The sequence below is a fragment of the uncultured Cetobacterium sp. genome, from assembly GCF_945952365.1.
In the GTDB taxonomy this organism is placed as follows: Bacteria; Fusobacteriota; Fusobacteriia; order Fusobacteriales; family Fusobacteriaceae; genus Cetobacterium_A.
Window position 1 is genome coordinate 53,195 of sequence record NZ_CAMFHX010000002.1, and the last position, 18,988, is coordinate 72,182.

Consider the following 18,988-nt stretch of genomic DNA (forward strand, 5'->3'; position numbering starts at 1 on the left):
AATAATAATAACAATACTATTTAGAAAAAAGGGGTGTTTTAAAATGAGTCGAGACGGTTTCAAGGTAAAGATTGATAAAAATAACATTATACATAACTTTAATTATATTAAAGATTCTACAAAAAAAGAGATTATCTCAGTTGTAAAAGCTAACGCTTATGGACACGGTTTAAAAGAGGTCGTTCCTATTCTCGTTGAGGGTGGGTGCAAATACTTCGCTGTCGCTAGGAAATCTGAAGCTCTTGAACTTTTATCTTTAAATCTGCCCGATATAAAAATACTTATTTTTGAGACGATTGAGGATTTCTCTCTTTTAAAAACTCATAATAATTTAGAGATGTGTATAAACAGTCTTTCTGAATTTAAAGAGTTAATTCAAAAAGATATAAACTTTTCTCAACTTCATCTAAAATTTGATTTTGGTTTTGCTAGAAATGGATTTACAAAAGATGAGTTAAACGAAATTAAAAATATTATTGTAACAAATAATATTTATTTTAAAGGTGCTATGACACATTTTTTTAGTTCAAATCCAGAAGAGGTTATTTCGATTCAAAAGGATTTTATTTCTTGGATTAATTTCTTAGGAAAGGAGCGTTTTGAAATTATTCATTCACAAAACAGTGCTGCTACAATTCTTGGATTAGGGGAGGGCTCAACTCACGTAAGATGTGGTATAAGTCTTCTCGGCATGCTTGATCCTGGAATTGAAAATGAAAACATTAAACGTTCTTGGACTCTATCAGGACCTATTTATAACATCAAAGATTTTTCTGATTTAGATTTTATTGGGTATACTAGAAAAAATGATCTTGATACAAAAAGTTATAACAGAGTTGGAAAAATTAAAATCGGTTATGGGGATGGATTCGCTAAAAATAATACCAATCTTCTTTGCCATATAAATGATAAAGAGTTTCCAATAGTTCATATCAGTATGGATACATCTTTTGTGCTTATTGACGACTCTATAGAACTTGGAGATTCTGTTGAGATTTACCGTGATTTTGAGAAGTGTAACTCATTTCTTAATATGGACCACTACGAATACACAACTTTATTAAATTCAAGAATTCCTAGAATTATTAATGAAGAATAAAAGGTTTTTTACATCTTTTAAGTATAATACTTGTAGTATATTTTGGAGGTGTTTATATGAATTTTAAAGATGTTGTATCTAATAGACGAAGTGTGAATTTTTTTGACCAGAATAAAGATTTAGATTTAAAACTTTTTAAAGAGATTATCAATGAAGCTATCCTAGCTCCGTCTGCTTTTAATTTACAACCTTGGCAAATTATTGCTGTTCATTCTTCTGAAGCAAAAGAAAAACTTTTCACTGCTTGTACTCAGCCTAAGATAAAAGAAGCCGCTATGACTCTTATCATGGTCGGAGACACTTTTGGATATGGTCGTGACAATCCTATGTGGAATGCAAAAATTGAGTTGGGAATGAGCGAAGAAAAAGTTAACCAACTTATTAATATGTGTGAAACTGTTTTATATCCAACGGAGGTTAAAAGAAATGCTATGGCTGTTAGAGATGTCTCTCTTTTAGCTATGAATATAATGCTTTGTGCTAAGAATGTTGGAGTTGATACTCATCCAATGATTGGTTTTAATGAGGATAAAGTTAAAGAACTCTTTGAAATTGATGAAGATAAAACTGTTGTAATGTTACTTTCTATAGGATATTTTGATGAAAGTAAAACTCTTAATCCAAGAGAAAAAAGACTTAAATTTGATGAAATCTGTAATATAGTTTAAATAAAAAAACGCAAGATAACTTGCGTTTTTTTATTTAGTTTATTCCAAACTCTGGTGCATATTGAACTGTTCCACTTATATTTTCTAAAGCTCCTGGATAAAGCTCAATCGCCATAAAGTTTTCATCTGGTACCTCTATTGGGCACTTTATATTCCACTTAGATGCAGGTACATAACCAAACTTTTTATAATATTCAGCGTGACCCAATACAACTATACCTTTATAACCTAAATCTTTTGCAACTTTATGTCCTTTTTCTATTAAACTCTTTCCAATTCCTTTTTTCTGAAATCTTGGTAATACTGCTAATGGTGCAAGCGTTAAAAGAGTTTCCTCTCCCACTCTTACTTTAGTAAATAGAATATATCCAACTATCATCCCTTTAAACTTTGCAGTTAGTGACAAATCTTTTATAAAATCATCACTTTTTAATAGTGCTCTAACTAAGTTATGCTCATTATGGTCTGATTGTGTCTCTTTTAAAAAAGCTTTTTGAACAACTTCACAAACAAAATCTTCCTCAGTCATTTTTTTGAATCTCTTTTTTTGGAATATATAAACAGCTAAACTTCCTAGTATAAAAAATGATACTCCTAATATTGCGTTCATTTTCCCCCTCCTCACATCTTTTTTCATATCTATATATACAATAATATCAAATACAATTCCTTTTTCCAAGCTGTTTTTAATTTACATTTTATTTTTTAGCTGTTATACTATTCAAAATAAATTTATGCTGGAGGAAATTATGAAAGCACTTATTGTAGTTGATATTCAAAATGATTTCTGTGACGGTGGAAGTTTAGCTGTGAAAAACGCTAATGAAATCATCCCTATAACAAATAAAATTATACAGTTTTTTAATAAAAATAATCTTTTAATTGTTGGAACAAAAGATTGGCATCCTGACAACCATAAAAGTTTTGCTATTAATTCTGGTGGTGAAATTGGTGAAGTTGGACTTTTAAATCATCTTCCACAAGTTTGGTGGCCTAAGCACTGTGTTCAAAATAGTTTTGGTGCTGAATTTCATCCTGAACTTTTAGAGATTAAGAATATTATTTATAAAGGAACTGATCCCGAAATTGATTCTTACAGTGGATTTTTTGATAATGGAAAGTTAAAAAAGACCGAACTATTTGATATTTTAACAAAACATAATATCACTGAGCTCTTTATTTTGGGATTAGCTACAGATTACTGTGTTAAACATACTGTTTTAGATGCTCTGGATTTAAAATTTAAAGTGAATGTTATTTCAGACGCTTGTAAGGCGGTTAATTTATCTCCTGATGATTCAACTCTTGCACTCAACGAGATGAAACAAAAAGGAGCTTATATAATTCAAAGTGAAGATCTTATATGATCTTCTTTTTTTTCACATTTTATAAACTTTTATTTTATTTATCAAAAAAAATAAAGTTTGACTTTATTAAAATTTTGTTGTATATTTCTATTAGAAATTCAATTGGAGGTTCAAAATGAAAAAAATATCATCTTTAACTACACCTAGCTTTCTAGTTGATCTAGATGCTTTGGAAAAAAATATAGCAAAATATCAAACTTTAGCAGATCAAAACTCTGTGGAACTATTCCCTATGTTAAAAACTCATAAGAGTAGTGAAATCACTAAGATGCAGATTGAAGCTGGTGCTAAAGGAGTTCTTGTTGGAACTTTAGATGAGGCTGAAGCAGTTGTACAAAAAAGTGGTGTAAAAAAAGTTATGTTAGCTTATCCTGTAATTGGAGATAGTAACCTAGAACGAGTTTTAGAGTTAAATAACTCTTGTGAACTCTTTGTTGCTTTTGACAATGAGATTCCTGCAGCTGAATTGGCTAAAAAATTAAATAATACTAAAGTTAACTATCAAATTATAATAAATAGTGGTCTAAATAGATTCGGTGTGACTCCTGAAGATTCTGTTAAACTTTTTAACTCACTAAAAAAGTATCCAAATCTTGTTTTCAAAGGAATTTCAACTCACACTGGACAAGTTTATGGTTTTTCGAAAGATCATGTTGAAGAGATCACTAAAAAAGAGATTGAAACTATGGCTCTAGCTAAAAATCTTTTAAGCGAAGCTGGGGCTGAGGTTCAATTTGTTGCTACTGGAACTACTCCAACTTTTGAAAAAGCTATCGAATCTGATGAGATAACTGTTTCTAGACCTGGAAATTACGTTTTCTTTGATGCCATTCAAGTTGCATTAGGAGCTGCTAAAGAGGAGGAGTGTTCTTTAACTGTTCTTGCAACAGTTATATCTAACCCATCTGAAGATTTATTTATTTTAGACTGTGGTAGTAAGTGTTTAGGTCTTGATCAAGGTGCGCATGGAAACTCTCTTACAAAAGGTTTCGGAATTGTTAAAAATCACCCTGAACTAACTGTTATTGGTTTATCTGAAGAGGTTGCAAAAGTAAAAAAAGAGGGCCCTTCGGCCCTAAAAATTGGTGATAAAATTGAGATTATCCCTAATCACTCTTGTTCTGCTGCTAATATGACAAACTATTTAATCGGTCATAGAAATGGCTCTGTTGAAAAACTAATCGAAGTTGATATAAGAGGAAACTCTAGAAAATTAATTTTAGATTAATTTTTAAAAGATTTCTCTAACTTATAGATAGCTTCTACAAACCCTAAAAATAGTGGGTGTGGTTTCCCTGGTCTACTTTTAAACTCTGGATGGAACTGCCCCGCTATGAAAAATGGGTGTAACTCTTTTGGTAACTCGACTATCTCTGCTAAAGTTCCATCTGGAGATGATCCAGATATTTTCAATCCTTTTTCCTGAATAATCTCTTTAAACTCATTATTAAACTCAAATCTATGTCTATGTCTCTCGTAAATAAGCTCCTCTTTATAAAGCTCATATGCCAAACTCTCTTTTTCTAATTTACAAGGATAAACACCTAATCTCATTGTTCCACCTAAGTTTTTAATATCTTTTTGATCTGGTAAAATATCAATAACAGGATATCTACTCAGCTTATCAAACTCTGTTGAATTAGCTTCTTTCATTCCTAAAACATTTCTTGAAAACTCTATTACAGCTGTTTGCATTCCTAAACATATTCCTAAAAATGGAATCTTATTTTCTCTAGCAAACTTTATAGCATCAATTTTACCCTCTACTCCTCTATCTCCAAATCCACCAGGGATTAAAATTCCATTAAATCCTTCCAATGAAGATGGATTTAAATCCTCTGCTTGAACATAGTGAATATCTGCTTTTAAACCTAAACTATAAGCTGCATGTTCAATCGATTCATTTATACTTATATATGCATCTTTCAACTCTATATATTTTCCAACTACAGCTAGTTTTATCTTATCTTTTGGATGTTTTATATTTTTTACTACCTCTTTCCATGCATCTAGAGTAAGCTCTCTATTTTCTATTCCTAATTTTTGACAAGCTACCTTTGCTAATCCATTTTTCTCCATTATAAGAGGGACTTCATAAATTGTTTTTGCATCTGGTGCTTCTATAACAGCATCTGGATCTATATCACAAAACATCGATAATTTTCTTTTTAAATCTGAATTCAGAGGATGCTCTGTTCTACAAACTAAAATATCAGGTCTTATTCCTAAGCTCATTAACTCTTTTACAGAGTGCTGAGAAGGTTTTGTTTTCAACTCTCCAGCTGCTTTCAGATATGGAACTAATGTCACATGGATATATAAAACATTTTCTCTTCCTACATCATATTTAAACTGTCTGATAGCTTCTAGAAATGGTGTCGATTCAATATCTCCAACTGTTCCACCAATCTCTGTTATAACTATATCTGATCCACTCTCTTTTCCTACTAACTCTATTTTAGATTTTATTTCATTAGTTATATGAGGAATAACCTGAACAGTTTTTCCTAAGTATTCACCTTTTCTCTCTTTATTAATAACAGATTGATAGATTCTTCCAGTTGTTATATTGTTATATTTTGTTAAGTTTTCATCTAAAAATCTTTCATAGTGACCTAAGTCTAAATCTGTCTCAGCTCCATCTACTGTAACAAAAACTTCTCCATGCTCATATGGATTCATAGTTCCTGGGTCTACATTTATATATGGATCAAACTTTTGAATAGTTACACTATAACCTCTTTCTTTCAATAATCTTCCCAAAGATGCTGCCGTTATTCCTTTTCCTAGAGATGATACAACCCCACCAGTCACAAATACATACTTAGTTCTTTTCATTAAATATCCTCCATTCAAATTATAAAATCGAAAAAAAAAAGGCGAAAAAAAAAATTCCGCCTTAACTAAATCCAATTTCTTATAGGAAAAAATAGTTTTTTCTCCTTGGATATATTTATTTTATTTTGATATTTGATTATAGTACTATTTTAGTTTTTTGTCAACCATTTTATTTTCTTTAAATTTCAAATTGCTTCCATCTTTTAAATTAAGTGTCAGTACATCATCTTCTAAAGTAAACGATTGAACTAAATCTAATTTTTCTAAGTATTCACTTTCCATCTTCATAACTTTATCTGAACCAGCCATCAATGTTGCTCCAAGCTTTTCAAATTTTATTCTATTTCCTTTTTTCTCGTATCTTCCAAAATAATTATTTAACCCTGAGAATCCATAGAAGTTATGATCATCAAATCCTATTAAAACGTTAGGAATAGAATTTTCTTGAATAAGTATATATTCCCTTCCTACCAATCTTCTACTTTTAGTTGTTAGACTTGAACACCCTCCAAATAAAACTGTAAACATCAATAGTATACCTAAGATTTTTTTCATTATTTATCACTCCCTGACTTTTTATTGATTACCACTATAATTATTGCTGCTATTAGTAACATTATAAAACTCACAACATGTGGTGCACGAATTCCTAATAACATTAAATCCTCAGCTCTAAAAAAGCTTACTATTATTCTATTTATACTATAAATTATTATATATGTCCACCATATTGTTCCAGTTTTATAATTTTTATTTCTCATATAGAAATATAGAAATATAAAACCTATAAAGTTTAATCCCGCTTCATAAAGCATTGCTGGATGAAGTGGTAAATTTGGAAACTCCTCTCCTGCTGGAGAGCTTGTTGGAAAAACTAATCCCCAAGGTACTAACTCTTTATAGTTCGCTTTATCAGTTAAACTTAAACTATTGTAATAGTCATACCAACCATAAAAACTCGGTTTTAATCTAAAAATAATATTTAACGGTGTAAATGTTGGAACTCCATGAACCTCTCCATTCGCTAAATTTCCAAATCTTCCTATTGCTTGTCCTAATAAAAGTAAAGGTGCTACCATATCTCCCAGTAAAAATGCATTTAGTTTTTTTCTATGAGCATATATTAATGTTCCTATAAATCCTCCTAAAATTCCACCATGAATAGCCATTCCACCCTTCCAAACAGCTAAAATATCAGCAGGATGATTTAAATAGTATGAGAAATTAAATAAAACATAATACAATCTTCCACCTAAAAGTCCTGAAAGCATAGCAACAAAAGCATAGTCCTCTATCAAGGCTTTAGAAATCCCTTTTTTGTCAGCTTCTTTTTTTAAGAGCTCTATTCCTACAAAAAAAGCTATAGCATAACATAATCCATAGTAGCTTAACTTAAAACTTCCTATCTGTAAAAATATTGGATTCATTCAATCCTCCTTATGCCACATATTTATAAATATTTTTGGTTAACTTTTAAATTAATATTAACCCTAACTTTAAATTGATTATATCACCACTTCTAATTTTCGTAAAACTTTTTTTACTTTTTCTATTTTTTTAATATGTTTCTATGTACTTTTTATATTTTTTTTGTATAGTTTTTGTTAACCTATATTTAATTATTGTTTATTTTTACAAATATAGTTGAATTTTTAGCATTTTTAGATTAGAATATAATCACTTAATATAGACTAAAATATCAAGGAGGAAAATATGCATTATCATGCGCCTATTACAGAAAAAGTTTTCTGGATTGGAACTAACGATAGAAAAACTGAAAGATTTGAAAATTATTTGCCACTACCGCAAGGTGTTGCTTATAACTCATATCTAATAAACGATGAAAAAACTTGTATTATTGATACAGTTGACTTTTCTACTGCTGGATTATTCATCGAAAAAATAAATGGAATTTTAAAAGGAAAAACACTTGATTACATTATTGTTAATCATATGGAACCTGATCATTCAGGATCTTTAGGTGAAGTTATGGCACACTTCCCAGAAGCTAAAATCATTGGTAACGTAATAACTTTAAAAATGATTAAAGCTTTCATACCTGATTTTGATGAAGCAAAGTTCATCTGTATAAAAGAGGGAGATACTTTAAACTTAGGAAAACATGTTTTAACATTTGCAATGGTTCCTATGGTTCACTGGCCTGAATCAATGGTAACTTATGATACAACTGATAAAATCTTATTCTCTAACGACGCTTTTGGAAGTTTCGGTACTTTAGATGGCGGAATCTTTGACGATGAAATTAATTTCTCTTTCTATGAAGATGAAATGAGAAGATACTACGCTAACATTGTTGGTAAATATGGACCACAAGTTTTAAATGCAATAAAAAAATTAGGTGGACTTGAGATTAAATATATCTGTCCTTCTCATGGAATTTTATGGAGAAAAGATATCTCTGTAGTTATCAACCATTTTGCTAACTGGGCTAGCTTTACTCCTGAAGAAGAGGGAGTAGTTATTGTTTACGGAACTCTTTATGGTACAACAGCTAAAATGGCAAACGTTATTGCTAGAGAACTTTCTTGGAACGGAATCAAAAATATAAAAATCTACGATGCTTCAAAAACTGATCACTCTTATATTATCAGCGATATTTGGAAGTACAAAGGGCTTATTATTGGATCTGCAGCACATAACAATGATGTTTATCCTGTTTTACAAGGACTTTTACATAAATTAAAAAACTACGGTTTAAAAAATAGATATCTTGGAATTTTCGGAAATATGTTATGGAGTGGTGGTGGAGTAAGAGGTATTCAATCTTTTGCTGACGCTCTTCCAGGACTGGAAATTATTGCTGAATCTGTAGAAGCTAAAGGAGAACCTACTCCAGAGGATCAAAAAAGATTAGAAAACATTGCAAAAGCTATGGCTGAAAAGTTAAAAAGCGAAAGACAATAGTTAATCTAAAGAGAGCATTACTTGCTCTCTTTTTTTATATTATTTATTTTTAATAGGGAGGTTTTTATAATGAGAAAAAATATTAGACAAATTAATAAAGAAGCTCTTATTACAGTTCTTCTTTATGCCTTTTATTTTTGCTGGTGGTATTATTTTGCTTACATCTACAAAGCAGAAAGCAATCAATTTATTTTAGGTTTACCTAGCTGGTTTTTTTATTCATGTGTTTTGGGGTTAGTTGTTATAAACATTTTAGTATTTATAGCAGTAAAATTATTTTTCAAAGATATCGATTTAGATTAGGAGGATTAAATGCTTATACTTTTACCGATTATTTTATACCTTTGTTTAATGCTAGGAGTTGCTTGGAAAGTTAATAAAATCAAAAATAGTGGTAGTGTTGATTTTATGGAAGAATATTTTATTGGAAGTAGAAATATGGGTGGATTTGTTTTAGCTATGACAATTATTGCTACTTACATCGGAGCAAGCTCATTTATTGGAGGTCCTGGAGTAGCTTATAAAATGGGACTTGGGTGGGTTCTTTTAGCGTGTATACAAACACCGACTGCCTTTTTAACTCTTGGAATCTTAGGAAAGCGTCTAGCTATAATCTCAAGAAAAATTGGTGGTTTAACAATCACTGACCTTTTAAGAGCTAGATATAAAAATGATATAGTTGTTATTTTGGGATCTGTTATCATGCTTATTTTTTTCATTGGAACAATTGTAGCTAACTTTGTTGGAGGCGCTAGATTATTTGAAAGTGTTACTGGCTTACCTTATATTGTTGGTTTAATTATATTTTCATTTGTTATTATAACATATACAACGATTGGTGGATTTAGAGCTGTAGCTTTAACTGATGCCATTCAAGGTGGTGTTATGTTAGTCGCATCTGGAATATTATTCTTTACAATGCTTAAAGTTGGAGGTGGTATGGAAAATATTATGAGATCTATAGAACAAACTAATCCATCACTTTTAACTCCAGACGCTGGTGGAGCTATTGCTAAGCCATTTATTTTATCTTTCTGGATGCTGGTGGGAGTAGCCATTTTAGGTCTACCAGCTACATCTGTTAGATGCATGGGATTTAAAGATAGTAAATCAATGCACAATGCTATGATTATTGGTACCTCAGTTGTGGGAATTCTTATGTTAGTTATGCATCTAATTGGTGTTATGGGAGTAGCTATCCTTCCAGGAGTAGAGATTGGTGATAAAATCATTCCAACTCTAGCAATTTCAAATTTACACCCTATTTTAGCTGGTGTATTTATTGGAGGACCTCTTGCTGCTATAATGTCTACTGTTGATTCATTCTTAATTCTTTCATCAGCAACTATTGTAAAAGATTTATATATCAACTATATCAATCCAAATCCAAGTGATACTAAAATTAAAAAGCTTTCACTATTCACATCGCTTTTTATTGGAATCATTGTATTTTTATTAGCACTTGATCCACCTAGCTTACTTGTTTGGATAAATCTATTTGCTTTAGCTGGTCAAGAAGCTGCATTTTTCTGTCCTATTATTATGGGATTATACTGGAAAAGAGCAAATGCAATCGGAGCTATTTCATCTATGATATTTGGTGTCGCTTCATTTATATATTTCTCTGTATTCAAAATTTCATTCTCAGGACTACATCAAATTGTTCCTGTAATTTTTATGAGTTTAATTGTTTTTGTAATAGGGTCATATTTAGGAGAAAAACCTGATGATGAAACAATAGATACTTTTTTTAACATCTAATATTATTTTTTAAAATACCTCAGCAAAAAGTGAGGTATTTTTTTTATATATTTTATTTTGATATTTTTCAATTTTTTATATATAATTTATGTAGAAACAATTGCAAGGGAGGAATTTATGAAAACTTTTTTTAATTACAACATGGAAAACCCTGGAGAAAAATATGTTTAAATATTTTGATCATAAAGTTTTAAAAACAGCTTTAGCTTCTTTTTTATCATATTATCTTGCTGACTATTTCGGTATAAAATATGGATTAACTGCAAGTATTATTGCAATTATATCTATCCAAGCAACTAAAAGTGATAGTATCAAAATTACAATCGAAAGATTCTTTGCTGTTCTTTTAGGGATGTCTCTATTTATTTTATTATCATCTTTCTTAGGGTATGAATATATCACGCTTGGAATATTTATTCTTCTTTTTATGCCTCTTTGTATGAAATTTAGAATAGTTCAAGGATTTTTAGTTACAACGGTTTTAGCAACTCATATTTTAAGTGAAAAATCAATCTCTATTGATTTCTTATTAAATGAATTTTATGTTCTAATACTCGGATTATCTGTAGGAAATCTTCTTAACTTATATATGCCTACAAACTCTAAGATTATTGACTCTATTAAATTAAAAGTTGATAGTATATTGAAAACTATTTTAATTGATATTGCCGAAAGTTTAAGATGTAGTTGTGTTTCAGTTGATGAGGATAAAAATTTCCGTTCTTTAAAAGCAACTATTGAGGAGGGGAGAAAGTTTTCTTTATTAGATTACGATAACTCTCTTTTTGATAAATGTAATCAAGATTTAAATTTTTTCTCTTTAAGAAGAAGACAATATAGAATACTCACAAGAATGAGAACATGTTTCAAAAGACTATACATAACACATGATTACAGTCTTATTATAGCTGATTTTATTCTAAAGGTTGCTGATAATATTGAAATCGACAAAAAAACAACTCCTCTTATTGTCGAGCATAAAGAGTTAAAAGAGCTTTTTTCAAACTTTCCACTTCCTAAAACTAGAGCTGAATTTGAAAATAGAGCTACTCTATTTCAATTACTACAAGAGATGGAAGAGTTTCTAAATGCAAAGATTGAATTTAAAAAAGATTACGAAAAATAATTTTTATAAACACTTTAAGGAGTCGAAAGCCTATGTTAGATAAAAGCAACAGACAGATTAACTATTTAAGACTCTCTATTACAGATAACTGTAATTTGAGATGTCAATACTGTCTTCCTGAAAACTCTAATAATTTTTCAAAACTATCTAATCTATTAAGTAGTGACGAAATTGAAAAAATTGTTAAAGCATTTTCATTAATTGGAATCAAAAAAATAAGAATCACAGGTGGAGAACCTTTAGTTAGAAAAGATTTTCCTGAAATTTTGAAAAAAATAGATAAAATTGAAGGGATCGAAAAAATTGCAATTACCACAAATGGATTTAATCTTTTAGAAAATTTAGAAGAGTTTAAAAAAAACGGACTGGATAGAATCAATATAAGCCTAGATAGTTTAAACGAAAAAAAATATAATGAAATAACTCGTGGAGGAAACTTTAACAAAATTTTTGAAACTATAAAAAAAGCTGTAGAAACCAATTTTGATAGAGTTCGTTTAAATGTTGTTATTATGAAAGGTGTCAATGATGATGAGATTTTAGATTTTGTTAATTTAACTAAAAATTTAAATATTGGAGTTAGATTTATTGAGCTTATGCCTATTGGTGAAGGTAAAAAATTTATTTCTATGAAAAACTCTGAAATACTATCTTTTATTGAGTCTCACTACAATTTAGAAAAAAATTGTAATGAAATCACTGATGGTCCTGCATCATATTATAAAGTTTCAGGATTTTTAGGGGAGATTGGTTTCATAAGTCCACTTTCTAATGGATTTTGTGACAAGTGTAATCGTATTAGAGTTACATCAGATGGATTTTTAAAACTTTGCCTACACTACAATGAAGGAATTGATTTATCAGCCCATCTAAAACATAACATATCTGTTGAAGATTTAGCAAAACTTATAGAGGAAGCTATCTATAATAAAAAACCTAAAGAACACAAGATGAACTCTACAGATATCGTTGAGAATATTGAAACAAAAGGGATGAATAAAATAGGAGGATAAAATGGGAAAACTTATTGCGATTTGTATCAGTGAAAAAAAGGGAACTGAGAAAACTGTCGTGGAGAATGGGGTTTTAATTGAAAATTTTGGTTTAGAAAAAGATGCTCATGCTGGAAATTGGCATAGACAAATCAGTCTTTTAGAACTTGAAAAAATTGAAGAGTTTAATAAAAAAGGTGGAAATGTAGATTTTGGAGCTTTTGGAGAAAATTTAATTATCGAGGGAATCGACTTAAATAATTTAGCTGTAGGTTCTATTTTAAAAATTGGTGAATCACTATTAGAGATAACTCAAAAAGGGAAACAGTGTCATCACCACTGTAAAATTTACTATAGAGTTGGGGACTGCATAATGCCTCGTGAAGGTGTATTTGCAAGAGTAATTAAAGGTGGAAATATCTCACCTAATACTCCTATTGAGGTTATTAAATCTCCTATTACTTTAGAAGCGTGTGTTGGATCATATTCAGAAGCTCTTATCGCTATAAAAAATGGTGCTAATAGAATTGAATTGTGTGAAAACCTTCATGAAGGTGGAACAACTCCCTCTTATGGAACAATAAAAAAAATTAGAGAACTTGCAATTCCAGCTTTCGTAATGATTAGGCCTAGAGGTGGAAACTTTAATTACTCTAAAGATGAAATTGAAATTATGAAAGAGGATATTAAAATTTGTAAAGAACTTGGTGTTTTAGGGGTAGTTTTTGGTGTTCTAACAGATGATAATGAAATTGATTATACACTATTAAAAGAGCTTGTAACTCTTGCTAAACCTATGAGTATCACTTTCCATAAAGCTATTGATGAGATAGAAAATCCTGAAAAAGATATTTTAAAATTAGCTGAATTAGGGATTGATAGAATTTTAACGTCTGGTAAAAAATCAACAGCTTTTGAAGGTGCTGAACTTTTAAATAAATTTATTTCTATTGCCCAAAATAAAATTAAAATTATCGTTTGTGGCGGTGTTACAAAGGAGAATTTTAAAGAGATAAATAACTTAATTCCTAGTTGTGAATATCACGGAAAAAAAATAGTTTAGAATCCTAAAAATGACGAAATATGTACTTTTCGTCATTTTTTATTATATAAAACTTGATTTTTAATCACTTATACTTTACAATATGACTATTGTATATTAGTATTATTACATAGATAAATGACAGGAGGATTATTTTTATGAAGTTTTTTAACAAAAAATATATCAGTATTTTAACTTCTTTACTTTTAACAACAACTTTAGCTTATGGAAAAGATTATGTTTCTTCTGCTAAAGGATACAATGGGGATATTAAAGTTAAAGTTAATATCATTGATAATGAAATTAAAAACATTGAAGTTTTAGAGGAAAAAGAAAGTAGTTTTACGAAAGATGGTATGAATTCAATTATTACAGATATTATTGAAACTCAATCTGTTAAAGTAGATAATGTTGCGGGTGCTACATCAACGAGTGTAGGATTAAAAAGAGCTATCGATAGGGCTATCAAAGAGTCTGGTGCAAAGCTTACGGCTAGAGAAAAGAAAGCCATTACTTATAATGATGTTACTACTGATGTGGTAGTTATTGGAGGCGGTGGAGCAGGCCTTACAGCTGCTATCGCTGCTAAAGATAATGGTTCTGAAGTTATCTTAGTTGAAAAAGCTGCTATTTTAGGAGGAAATACTAACTATGCCACTGGTGGACTTAATGCTGCTGAAACATCTATTCAAAAAAATAAAGGCATTAAAGATTCTGTAAACATATTTATTGAAGATACTATGAAAGGTGGAAAAAATACTAACGATAAAAATTTAGTTACAAAAATGGCCAACTCTTCAGCTGAAATCGTTGATTGGTTAATCTCTAAAGGTGCTGATTTAACTGACCTTGGTAGAATGGGAGGTCAAAGTGTTGATAGAACTCATAGACCTACTGGTGGAGCTCCTGTTGGACCAGATATGATTGCTGCTCTTTCTAAAACCGCTAAAAACTCTGGAATAGATATTAGACTTTCAACTTTTGCTGAATCTCTAATCTACGATGGTGAAGCTATTAGAGGAATTGTTGTTAAAGCTCCAAACGGTCAAAAATATATAATCAACTCTAAGTCAGTTGTTATTGCTACTGGAGGATTCGGAGCAAACTCTGATATGATTGTCCAATATGTTGAATCTCTTGAAGGTTTTGGTACAACAAACCACAAAGGTGCCACTGGTGATGGTATAACGATGGCTAAAGAACTTAATGTTGATTTTGTTGATATGGAACAAATTCAAACACATCCAACTGTTATTCCTAGTAATAGTGTTATGATTACAGAAGCTGTTAGAGGAAATGGTGCTATTCTTATCAATAGAGATGGAAAAAGATTTGTAAACGAATTAGAAACTAGAGATGTTGTTTCTAAAGCTGAGCTTGATCAAAAAGGTAACAGCGCATTTCTTATGTTTGATGAAAAAGTTAAAAAAAGTTTAAAAGCTATTGATAGCTATGATAAAAAAGGTTATTTGACAAAAGGCGACTCTATCAAGGATCTTGCTGAAAAATTAAATATTTCAGCTAAAGAATTAGAGAAGACTTTCACTAAATATAACGAAAGTGTAAAAAAAGGAAACGATTCTGAATTTAGCAGACAAAGTTTACCTACAACTTTAGAAGAGGGACCTTTCTATAGTGTTGAAGTAGCTCCTGCTGTACATCATACTATGGGCGGAATCAAAATAAATGAGAATGCTCAAGTTTTATCAAATAACGAACCAATTCCTGGATTATTTGCTGCCGGTGAAGTCACTGGTGGAGTTCATGGAAGCAACAGATTAGGTGGAAATGCTGTTGTTGATATCACTGTTTTTGGTAAGGTTGCCGGAGAGAATGCTAGCTCATTTTCTAAATAATTGTTTCATTAACAAACTTATAGTTTTTAAAACGCATCTATTTTTTAAAATAAATGCGTTTTTTTTTATTTTTTTTAAAGTTTTGTATTGATTTATAATACAATTTATGTTAAAATTTGTTGAGACTATACCACATCAATAGACTCAATATATTTCATAAATGGAAATTGTGAAAAAAACTTTTCAGTTTGTTCACTTATTCCATAATTCACTTTATTATTAGGGAGGAAAAAATGTCTACAAATTCTACAAAAAAAATGAGCTTTTTTGAAAAATTCCTAAACTTTGTTGAAGTTACAGGAAACAAGTTACCTCATCCAGTTGCGATGTTCTTCGGTTTCTTTGTGGTAACTATTATTTTTTCTATGATTCTGTCATCAATGGGGGTTTCTGTTAACTATAAAGAAATCTCAAGAGCCACAGGTCAAGTTATTGAAAAAACAACTTATGTTCAAAACCTTCTAACTAGAAGCGGAATTAGATCTATTTTCGGTACAACAGTTAGTAACTTTACAGGACATGCTGCACTTGGATCAATCGTTGTAGCTATGCTTGGAGTTGGATTAGCCGAAGGAACTGGTCTACTGAACTCTATCATTAAAAAAATTGTTATCTCAACTCCTAGACAACTAGTTTCTGCTATTGTTGTTTTCGCTGGAGTTATGTCAAACATCGCTTCTGATGCTGGATACGTTGTTCTTATTCCACTTGGAGCTGTTATTTTCCTATCGTTTGGAAGACATCCACTTGCTGGAATTGCTGCAGCATTTGCGGGAGTTTCTGGTGGATTCTCAGCTAACCTTCTAATTGGAACTACAGATCCTTTACTTGGAGGAATTACTACTACAGCTGCACAAATAGTTTTACCTGGGTACTCAGTTACTCCTACGGCAAACTTCTTCTTCATGTTCGCTTCTACATTCTTCATTACATTTGTTGGAGCTTGGATAACTGATAAGATTGTTGAACCTAGATTAGGTGACTATAAAGGTCCTAAAGACGATGTTAATCTAAGTGATCAAATCACTCCTGAAGAGAAGAAAGGTTTAAGAGCTGCTGGATTTGCAACTATCGCTTTCATCGCTCTAATTCTTGCAATGGTATTGCCTGAAAATGCTGTATTCAGATTAACTTCAGAAGAGATTACAAAGTTTATCGCTGCAAATAATAGAGAACCTGGAACAATGGAAATTTTAAAGCCATTCTTCAGTGATTCTATAGTATATATCTTAATGCTTGCATTCTTTATTCCTGGTTTAGCTTACGGTATTGCTGCTAAAACTGTTAAATCACATAAAGATGTTATAAAAGCTATGACTAAAGCTATGGCATCTTGTGGACAAGTTTTAGTTATTATATTCGTTTCAGCTCAATTCGTTTATGTTTTCTCTAAATCAAACATTGGAATTGTTATAGCTGTTAAACTTGCTGATGTATTAAAAGATTTAGGAATTTCTGGAATCTGGGCTGCTGTTGGATTAATCTTCTTAACTGCATTCGTTAACCTGTTTATCGGAGGAGCTTCTTCTAAATGGTTAATGTTGTCTCCAGTATTCATTCCTATGTTTGTTGAGTTAGGATTAACTCCTGAATATACACAATTAGCATATAGAATTGGAGATTCAACTACTAACATTATTTCTCCATTAATGTCTTACTTCCCAATCATAGTTGGATTCGCATCTAAGTATGAAGAGAAAGAGGGATCAATGGGAATTGGAACTATCATAGCTATGATGTTACCATACTCTATCGTATTCTTAATTGGATGGACAATAATGTTCGTTGCATGGACTTACTTAGGATTACCAATCGGACCTGGAGTTAGCATGTTTATGTAAAAAAATTAAAGGATGAAGAGTTTTCTAAAATGGACCCTATAGGATGGACACGTAAAAAAAGCGAGTCTATCTTGTAGGGTCTTTTTTTTGTATAATAATATTTAAGAGGTGATTTTTATGAGTAAAATAAAATTTACAAAAAACCAAATTGAACAGTTATCTAAAAATAAATATGTTATTAGAGTAAGTGAAAAAGCAATAACATACTCTAATGAGTTTAAAATACATTTTATTGCAGAGTATGAGAAAGGAAAAAGTTCTAGACAAATTTTTGAAGAAGCAAGTTTTGATGTTGATGTCATTGGAATATATCGTGTTGATTGCGCTAGTAATCGTTGGAGAAGTTCATACAATAAGCATGGTATTTTAGGACTTGATGACACTCGAAAGAATAACAGCGGGCGACCTCTTCAGCGTGAGTTAACCAAAGATGAAATCATCTCTAGAAAAAATGCTGAAATTGAATTTCTAAAAGCAGAGGTTGAACTATTAAAAAAGTTAGAGCTGCAAGAAAGGCAGGTGATAAACGGTAAAATTGCAGCTTCGAAAATATTTAAATTAATTGAATTCATTGTTCAAAAACTAGTTGGACAAAATGTGATAAAATATTTATGTTCTTTAGCTGATGTTTCACGTTCTGGATATTATCGATATTTAAATTCAAAAGATATTCAAGAAAGTAGGGAATTAGATGACGAACTCGTTAAAAATGATATATTAAAAGCTTTTAAATTTAAAGGCTATAAGAAAGGGTCTCGTTCAATAAAGATGACGCTTCAGAATACGTTTGGAGTTAATTACAATAGAAAACGTATTCAAAGAATTATGAGAAAATATAGAATCATATGCCCCATTAGAAAAGCTAATCCATATAAACGTATAGCCAAAGCTAATAAAGAGCATAGTGTTGTTCCTAATTTATTAAATAGAGAATTTAAACAAAATATTCCAGGAAAAGTATTGCTAACAGATATAACTTATTTGCCATATTCTAATTCTAATATGGCTTATTTGTCGACCATAAAAGATTCTTCTACTAACGAAATTCTAGCATATAAAGTATCAGATAAAATTACTATAGATATTGCGCTAGATACTATTAAGAATTTAGTATCCAATACTGAAGTAACGCTATCAAAAGATGCCTTTGTTCATTCTGATCAAGGGAGTCACTATACAAGTCCAAAGTTTCAAAAGTTACTTAAATCTTTAAATATCGGTCAATCGATGTCAAGACGTGGTAATTGTTGGGATAATGCTCCTCAAGAATCATTTTTTGGGCACATGAAAGATGAAGTTCCATATAGAACTTGTCAAACTTTATCTGAATTAGAAAAGATTATTGAAAACTACATTGATTATTACAATAATTATCGTTGCCAATGGAATCTAAAAAAGCTGACTCCTGTACAATACAAGAATCAGCTTTTAAATATTTAACTTTCTTTTTTAATATGTCCTTGACATAGGGTC

At 30.5% G+C, this 18,988-nt stretch carries 17 protein-coding genes and 1 pseudogene; 14 read left to right on the forward strand and 4 right to left on the reverse strand.

The window, feature by feature from the left end:
- The first annotated feature begins 43 nt into the window (after positions 1 to 43).
- On the forward strand, positions 44 to 1,099 hold the full coding sequence (locus tag Q0O83_RS00940; protein WP_294093214.1) for an alanine racemase: 1,056 nt from the start codon (positions 44 to 46) through the stop codon (positions 1,097 to 1,099).
- Positions 1,100 to 1,155: 56 nt separating this feature from the next.
- Positions 1,156 to 1,767, forward strand: coding sequence for a nitroreductase family protein (locus Q0O83_RS00945; RefSeq protein ID WP_294093216.1), 612 nt, complete (start codon positions 1,156 to 1,158; stop codon positions 1,765 to 1,767).
- A gap of 34 nt (positions 1,768 to 1,801) precedes the next feature.
- Here Q0O83_RS00945 and Q0O83_RS00950 read toward each other — a convergent pair whose 3' ends face one another.
- On the reverse strand, positions 1,802 to 2,377 hold the full coding sequence (locus Q0O83_RS00950; RefSeq protein WP_294093218.1) for an N-acetyltransferase: 576 nt from the start codon (positions 2,375 to 2,377) through the stop codon (positions 1,802 to 1,804).
- A 139-nt stretch (positions 2,378 to 2,516) separates the two neighbouring features.
- Here Q0O83_RS00950 and pncA point away from each other — a divergent pair, with 139 nt between their 5' ends.
- Positions 2,517 to 3,134, forward strand: coding sequence for a bifunctional nicotinamidase/pyrazinamidase (pncA, locus tag Q0O83_RS00955; protein WP_294093221.1), 618 nt, complete (start codon positions 2,517 to 2,519; stop codon positions 3,132 to 3,134).
- Positions 3,135 to 3,249: 115 nt separating this feature from the next.
- Positions 3,250 to 4,362, forward strand: a complete 1,113-nt coding sequence (locus Q0O83_RS00960) for an alanine racemase (RefSeq protein ID WP_294093223.1) — start codon at positions 3,250 to 3,252, stop codon at positions 4,360 to 4,362.
- Here the strand turns inward: Q0O83_RS00960 and Q0O83_RS00965 are convergent.
- From Q0O83_RS00965 to lgt, 3 genes are all read right to left on the reverse strand, one after another.
- Positions 4,359 to 5,972 (reverse strand): CTP synthase, encoded by a 1,614-nt coding sequence (locus tag Q0O83_RS00965; protein ID WP_294093225.1) that lies wholly within the window; start codon positions 5,970 to 5,972, stop codon positions 4,359 to 4,361. The two genes, Q0O83_RS00960 and Q0O83_RS00965, sit on opposite strands and share 4 nt — an antisense overlap.
- Before the next feature lie 144 nt (positions 5,973 to 6,116).
- A complete protein-coding gene (locus tag Q0O83_RS00970) occupies positions 6,117 to 6,527 on the reverse strand; it encodes an META domain-containing protein (RefSeq protein WP_294093227.1) in 411 nt (136 codons plus the stop codon).
- A complete protein-coding gene (lgt, locus tag Q0O83_RS00975; RefSeq protein WP_294093229.1) occupies positions 6,527 to 7,399 on the reverse strand; it encodes a prolipoprotein diacylglyceryl transferase in 873 nt (290 codons plus the stop codon). Before lgt ends, Q0O83_RS00970 begins: the two co-directional genes overlap by 1 nt.
- Before the next feature lie 286 nt (positions 7,400 to 7,685).
- Between lgt and Q0O83_RS00980 the strand changes: the two genes are divergently transcribed.
- The 10 genes and pseudogenes from Q0O83_RS00980 (at position 7,686) to Q0O83_RS01020 (ending at position 18,955) form a co-directional block, all read left to right on the forward strand.
- Positions 7,686 to 8,897, forward strand: a complete 1,212-nt coding sequence (locus tag Q0O83_RS00980; protein ID WP_294093231.1) for an FprA family A-type flavoprotein — start codon at positions 7,686 to 7,688, stop codon at positions 8,895 to 8,897.
- 69 nt (positions 8,898 to 8,966) lie between these two features.
- A complete protein-coding gene (locus Q0O83_RS00985) occupies positions 8,967 to 9,200 on the forward strand; it encodes a YhdT family protein (protein ID WP_294093235.1) in 234 nt (77 codons plus the stop codon).
- 9 nt (positions 9,201 to 9,209) lie between these two features.
- Entirely contained in the window at positions 9,210 to 10,658 is a 1,449-nt protein-coding gene (gene panF, locus Q0O83_RS00990) for a sodium/pantothenate symporter (RefSeq protein ID WP_294093237.1), read from the forward strand.
- 163 nt (positions 10,659 to 10,821) lie between these two features.
- Positions 10,822 to 11,784, forward strand: a complete 963-nt coding sequence (locus Q0O83_RS00995) for an aromatic acid exporter family protein (RefSeq protein ID WP_294093239.1) — start codon at positions 10,822 to 10,824, stop codon at positions 11,782 to 11,784.
- Positions 11,785 to 11,816: 32 nt separating this feature from the next.
- Entirely contained in the window at positions 11,817 to 12,797 is a 981-nt protein-coding gene (moaA, locus tag Q0O83_RS01000; protein ID WP_294093241.1) for a GTP 3',8-cyclase MoaA, read from the forward strand.
- A 1-nt stretch (position 12,798) separates the two neighbouring features.
- Positions 12,799 to 13,206: pseudogene (locus Q0O83_RS11840) on the forward strand (MOSC domain-containing protein); the annotation flags it as partial.
- A gap of 27 nt (positions 13,207 to 13,233) precedes the next feature.
- Positions 13,234 to 13,839, forward strand: coding sequence for a copper homeostasis protein CutC (locus Q0O83_RS11845; protein WP_366515942.1), 606 nt, complete (start codon positions 13,234 to 13,236; stop codon positions 13,837 to 13,839).
- A gap of 137 nt (positions 13,840 to 13,976) precedes the next feature.
- Positions 13,977 to 15,674 (forward strand): flavocytochrome c, encoded by a 1,698-nt coding sequence (locus tag Q0O83_RS01010; RefSeq protein ID WP_294093246.1) that lies wholly within the window; start codon positions 13,977 to 13,979, stop codon positions 15,672 to 15,674.
- A 233-nt stretch (positions 15,675 to 15,907) separates the two neighbouring features.
- Positions 15,908 to 17,515: an AbgT family transporter gene (locus Q0O83_RS01015; RefSeq protein WP_294093248.1), complete on the forward strand. Its 1,608-nt coding sequence runs from the start codon at positions 15,908 to 15,910 to the stop codon at positions 17,513 to 17,515.
- Positions 17,516 to 17,632: 117 nt separating this feature from the next.
- Complete coding sequence (locus Q0O83_RS01020; protein WP_294093250.1) at positions 17,633 to 18,955, forward strand: IS3 family transposase; 1,323 nt, start codon at positions 17,633 to 17,635, stop codon at positions 18,953 to 18,955.
- Positions 18,956 to 18,988: the final 33 nt, after the last annotated feature.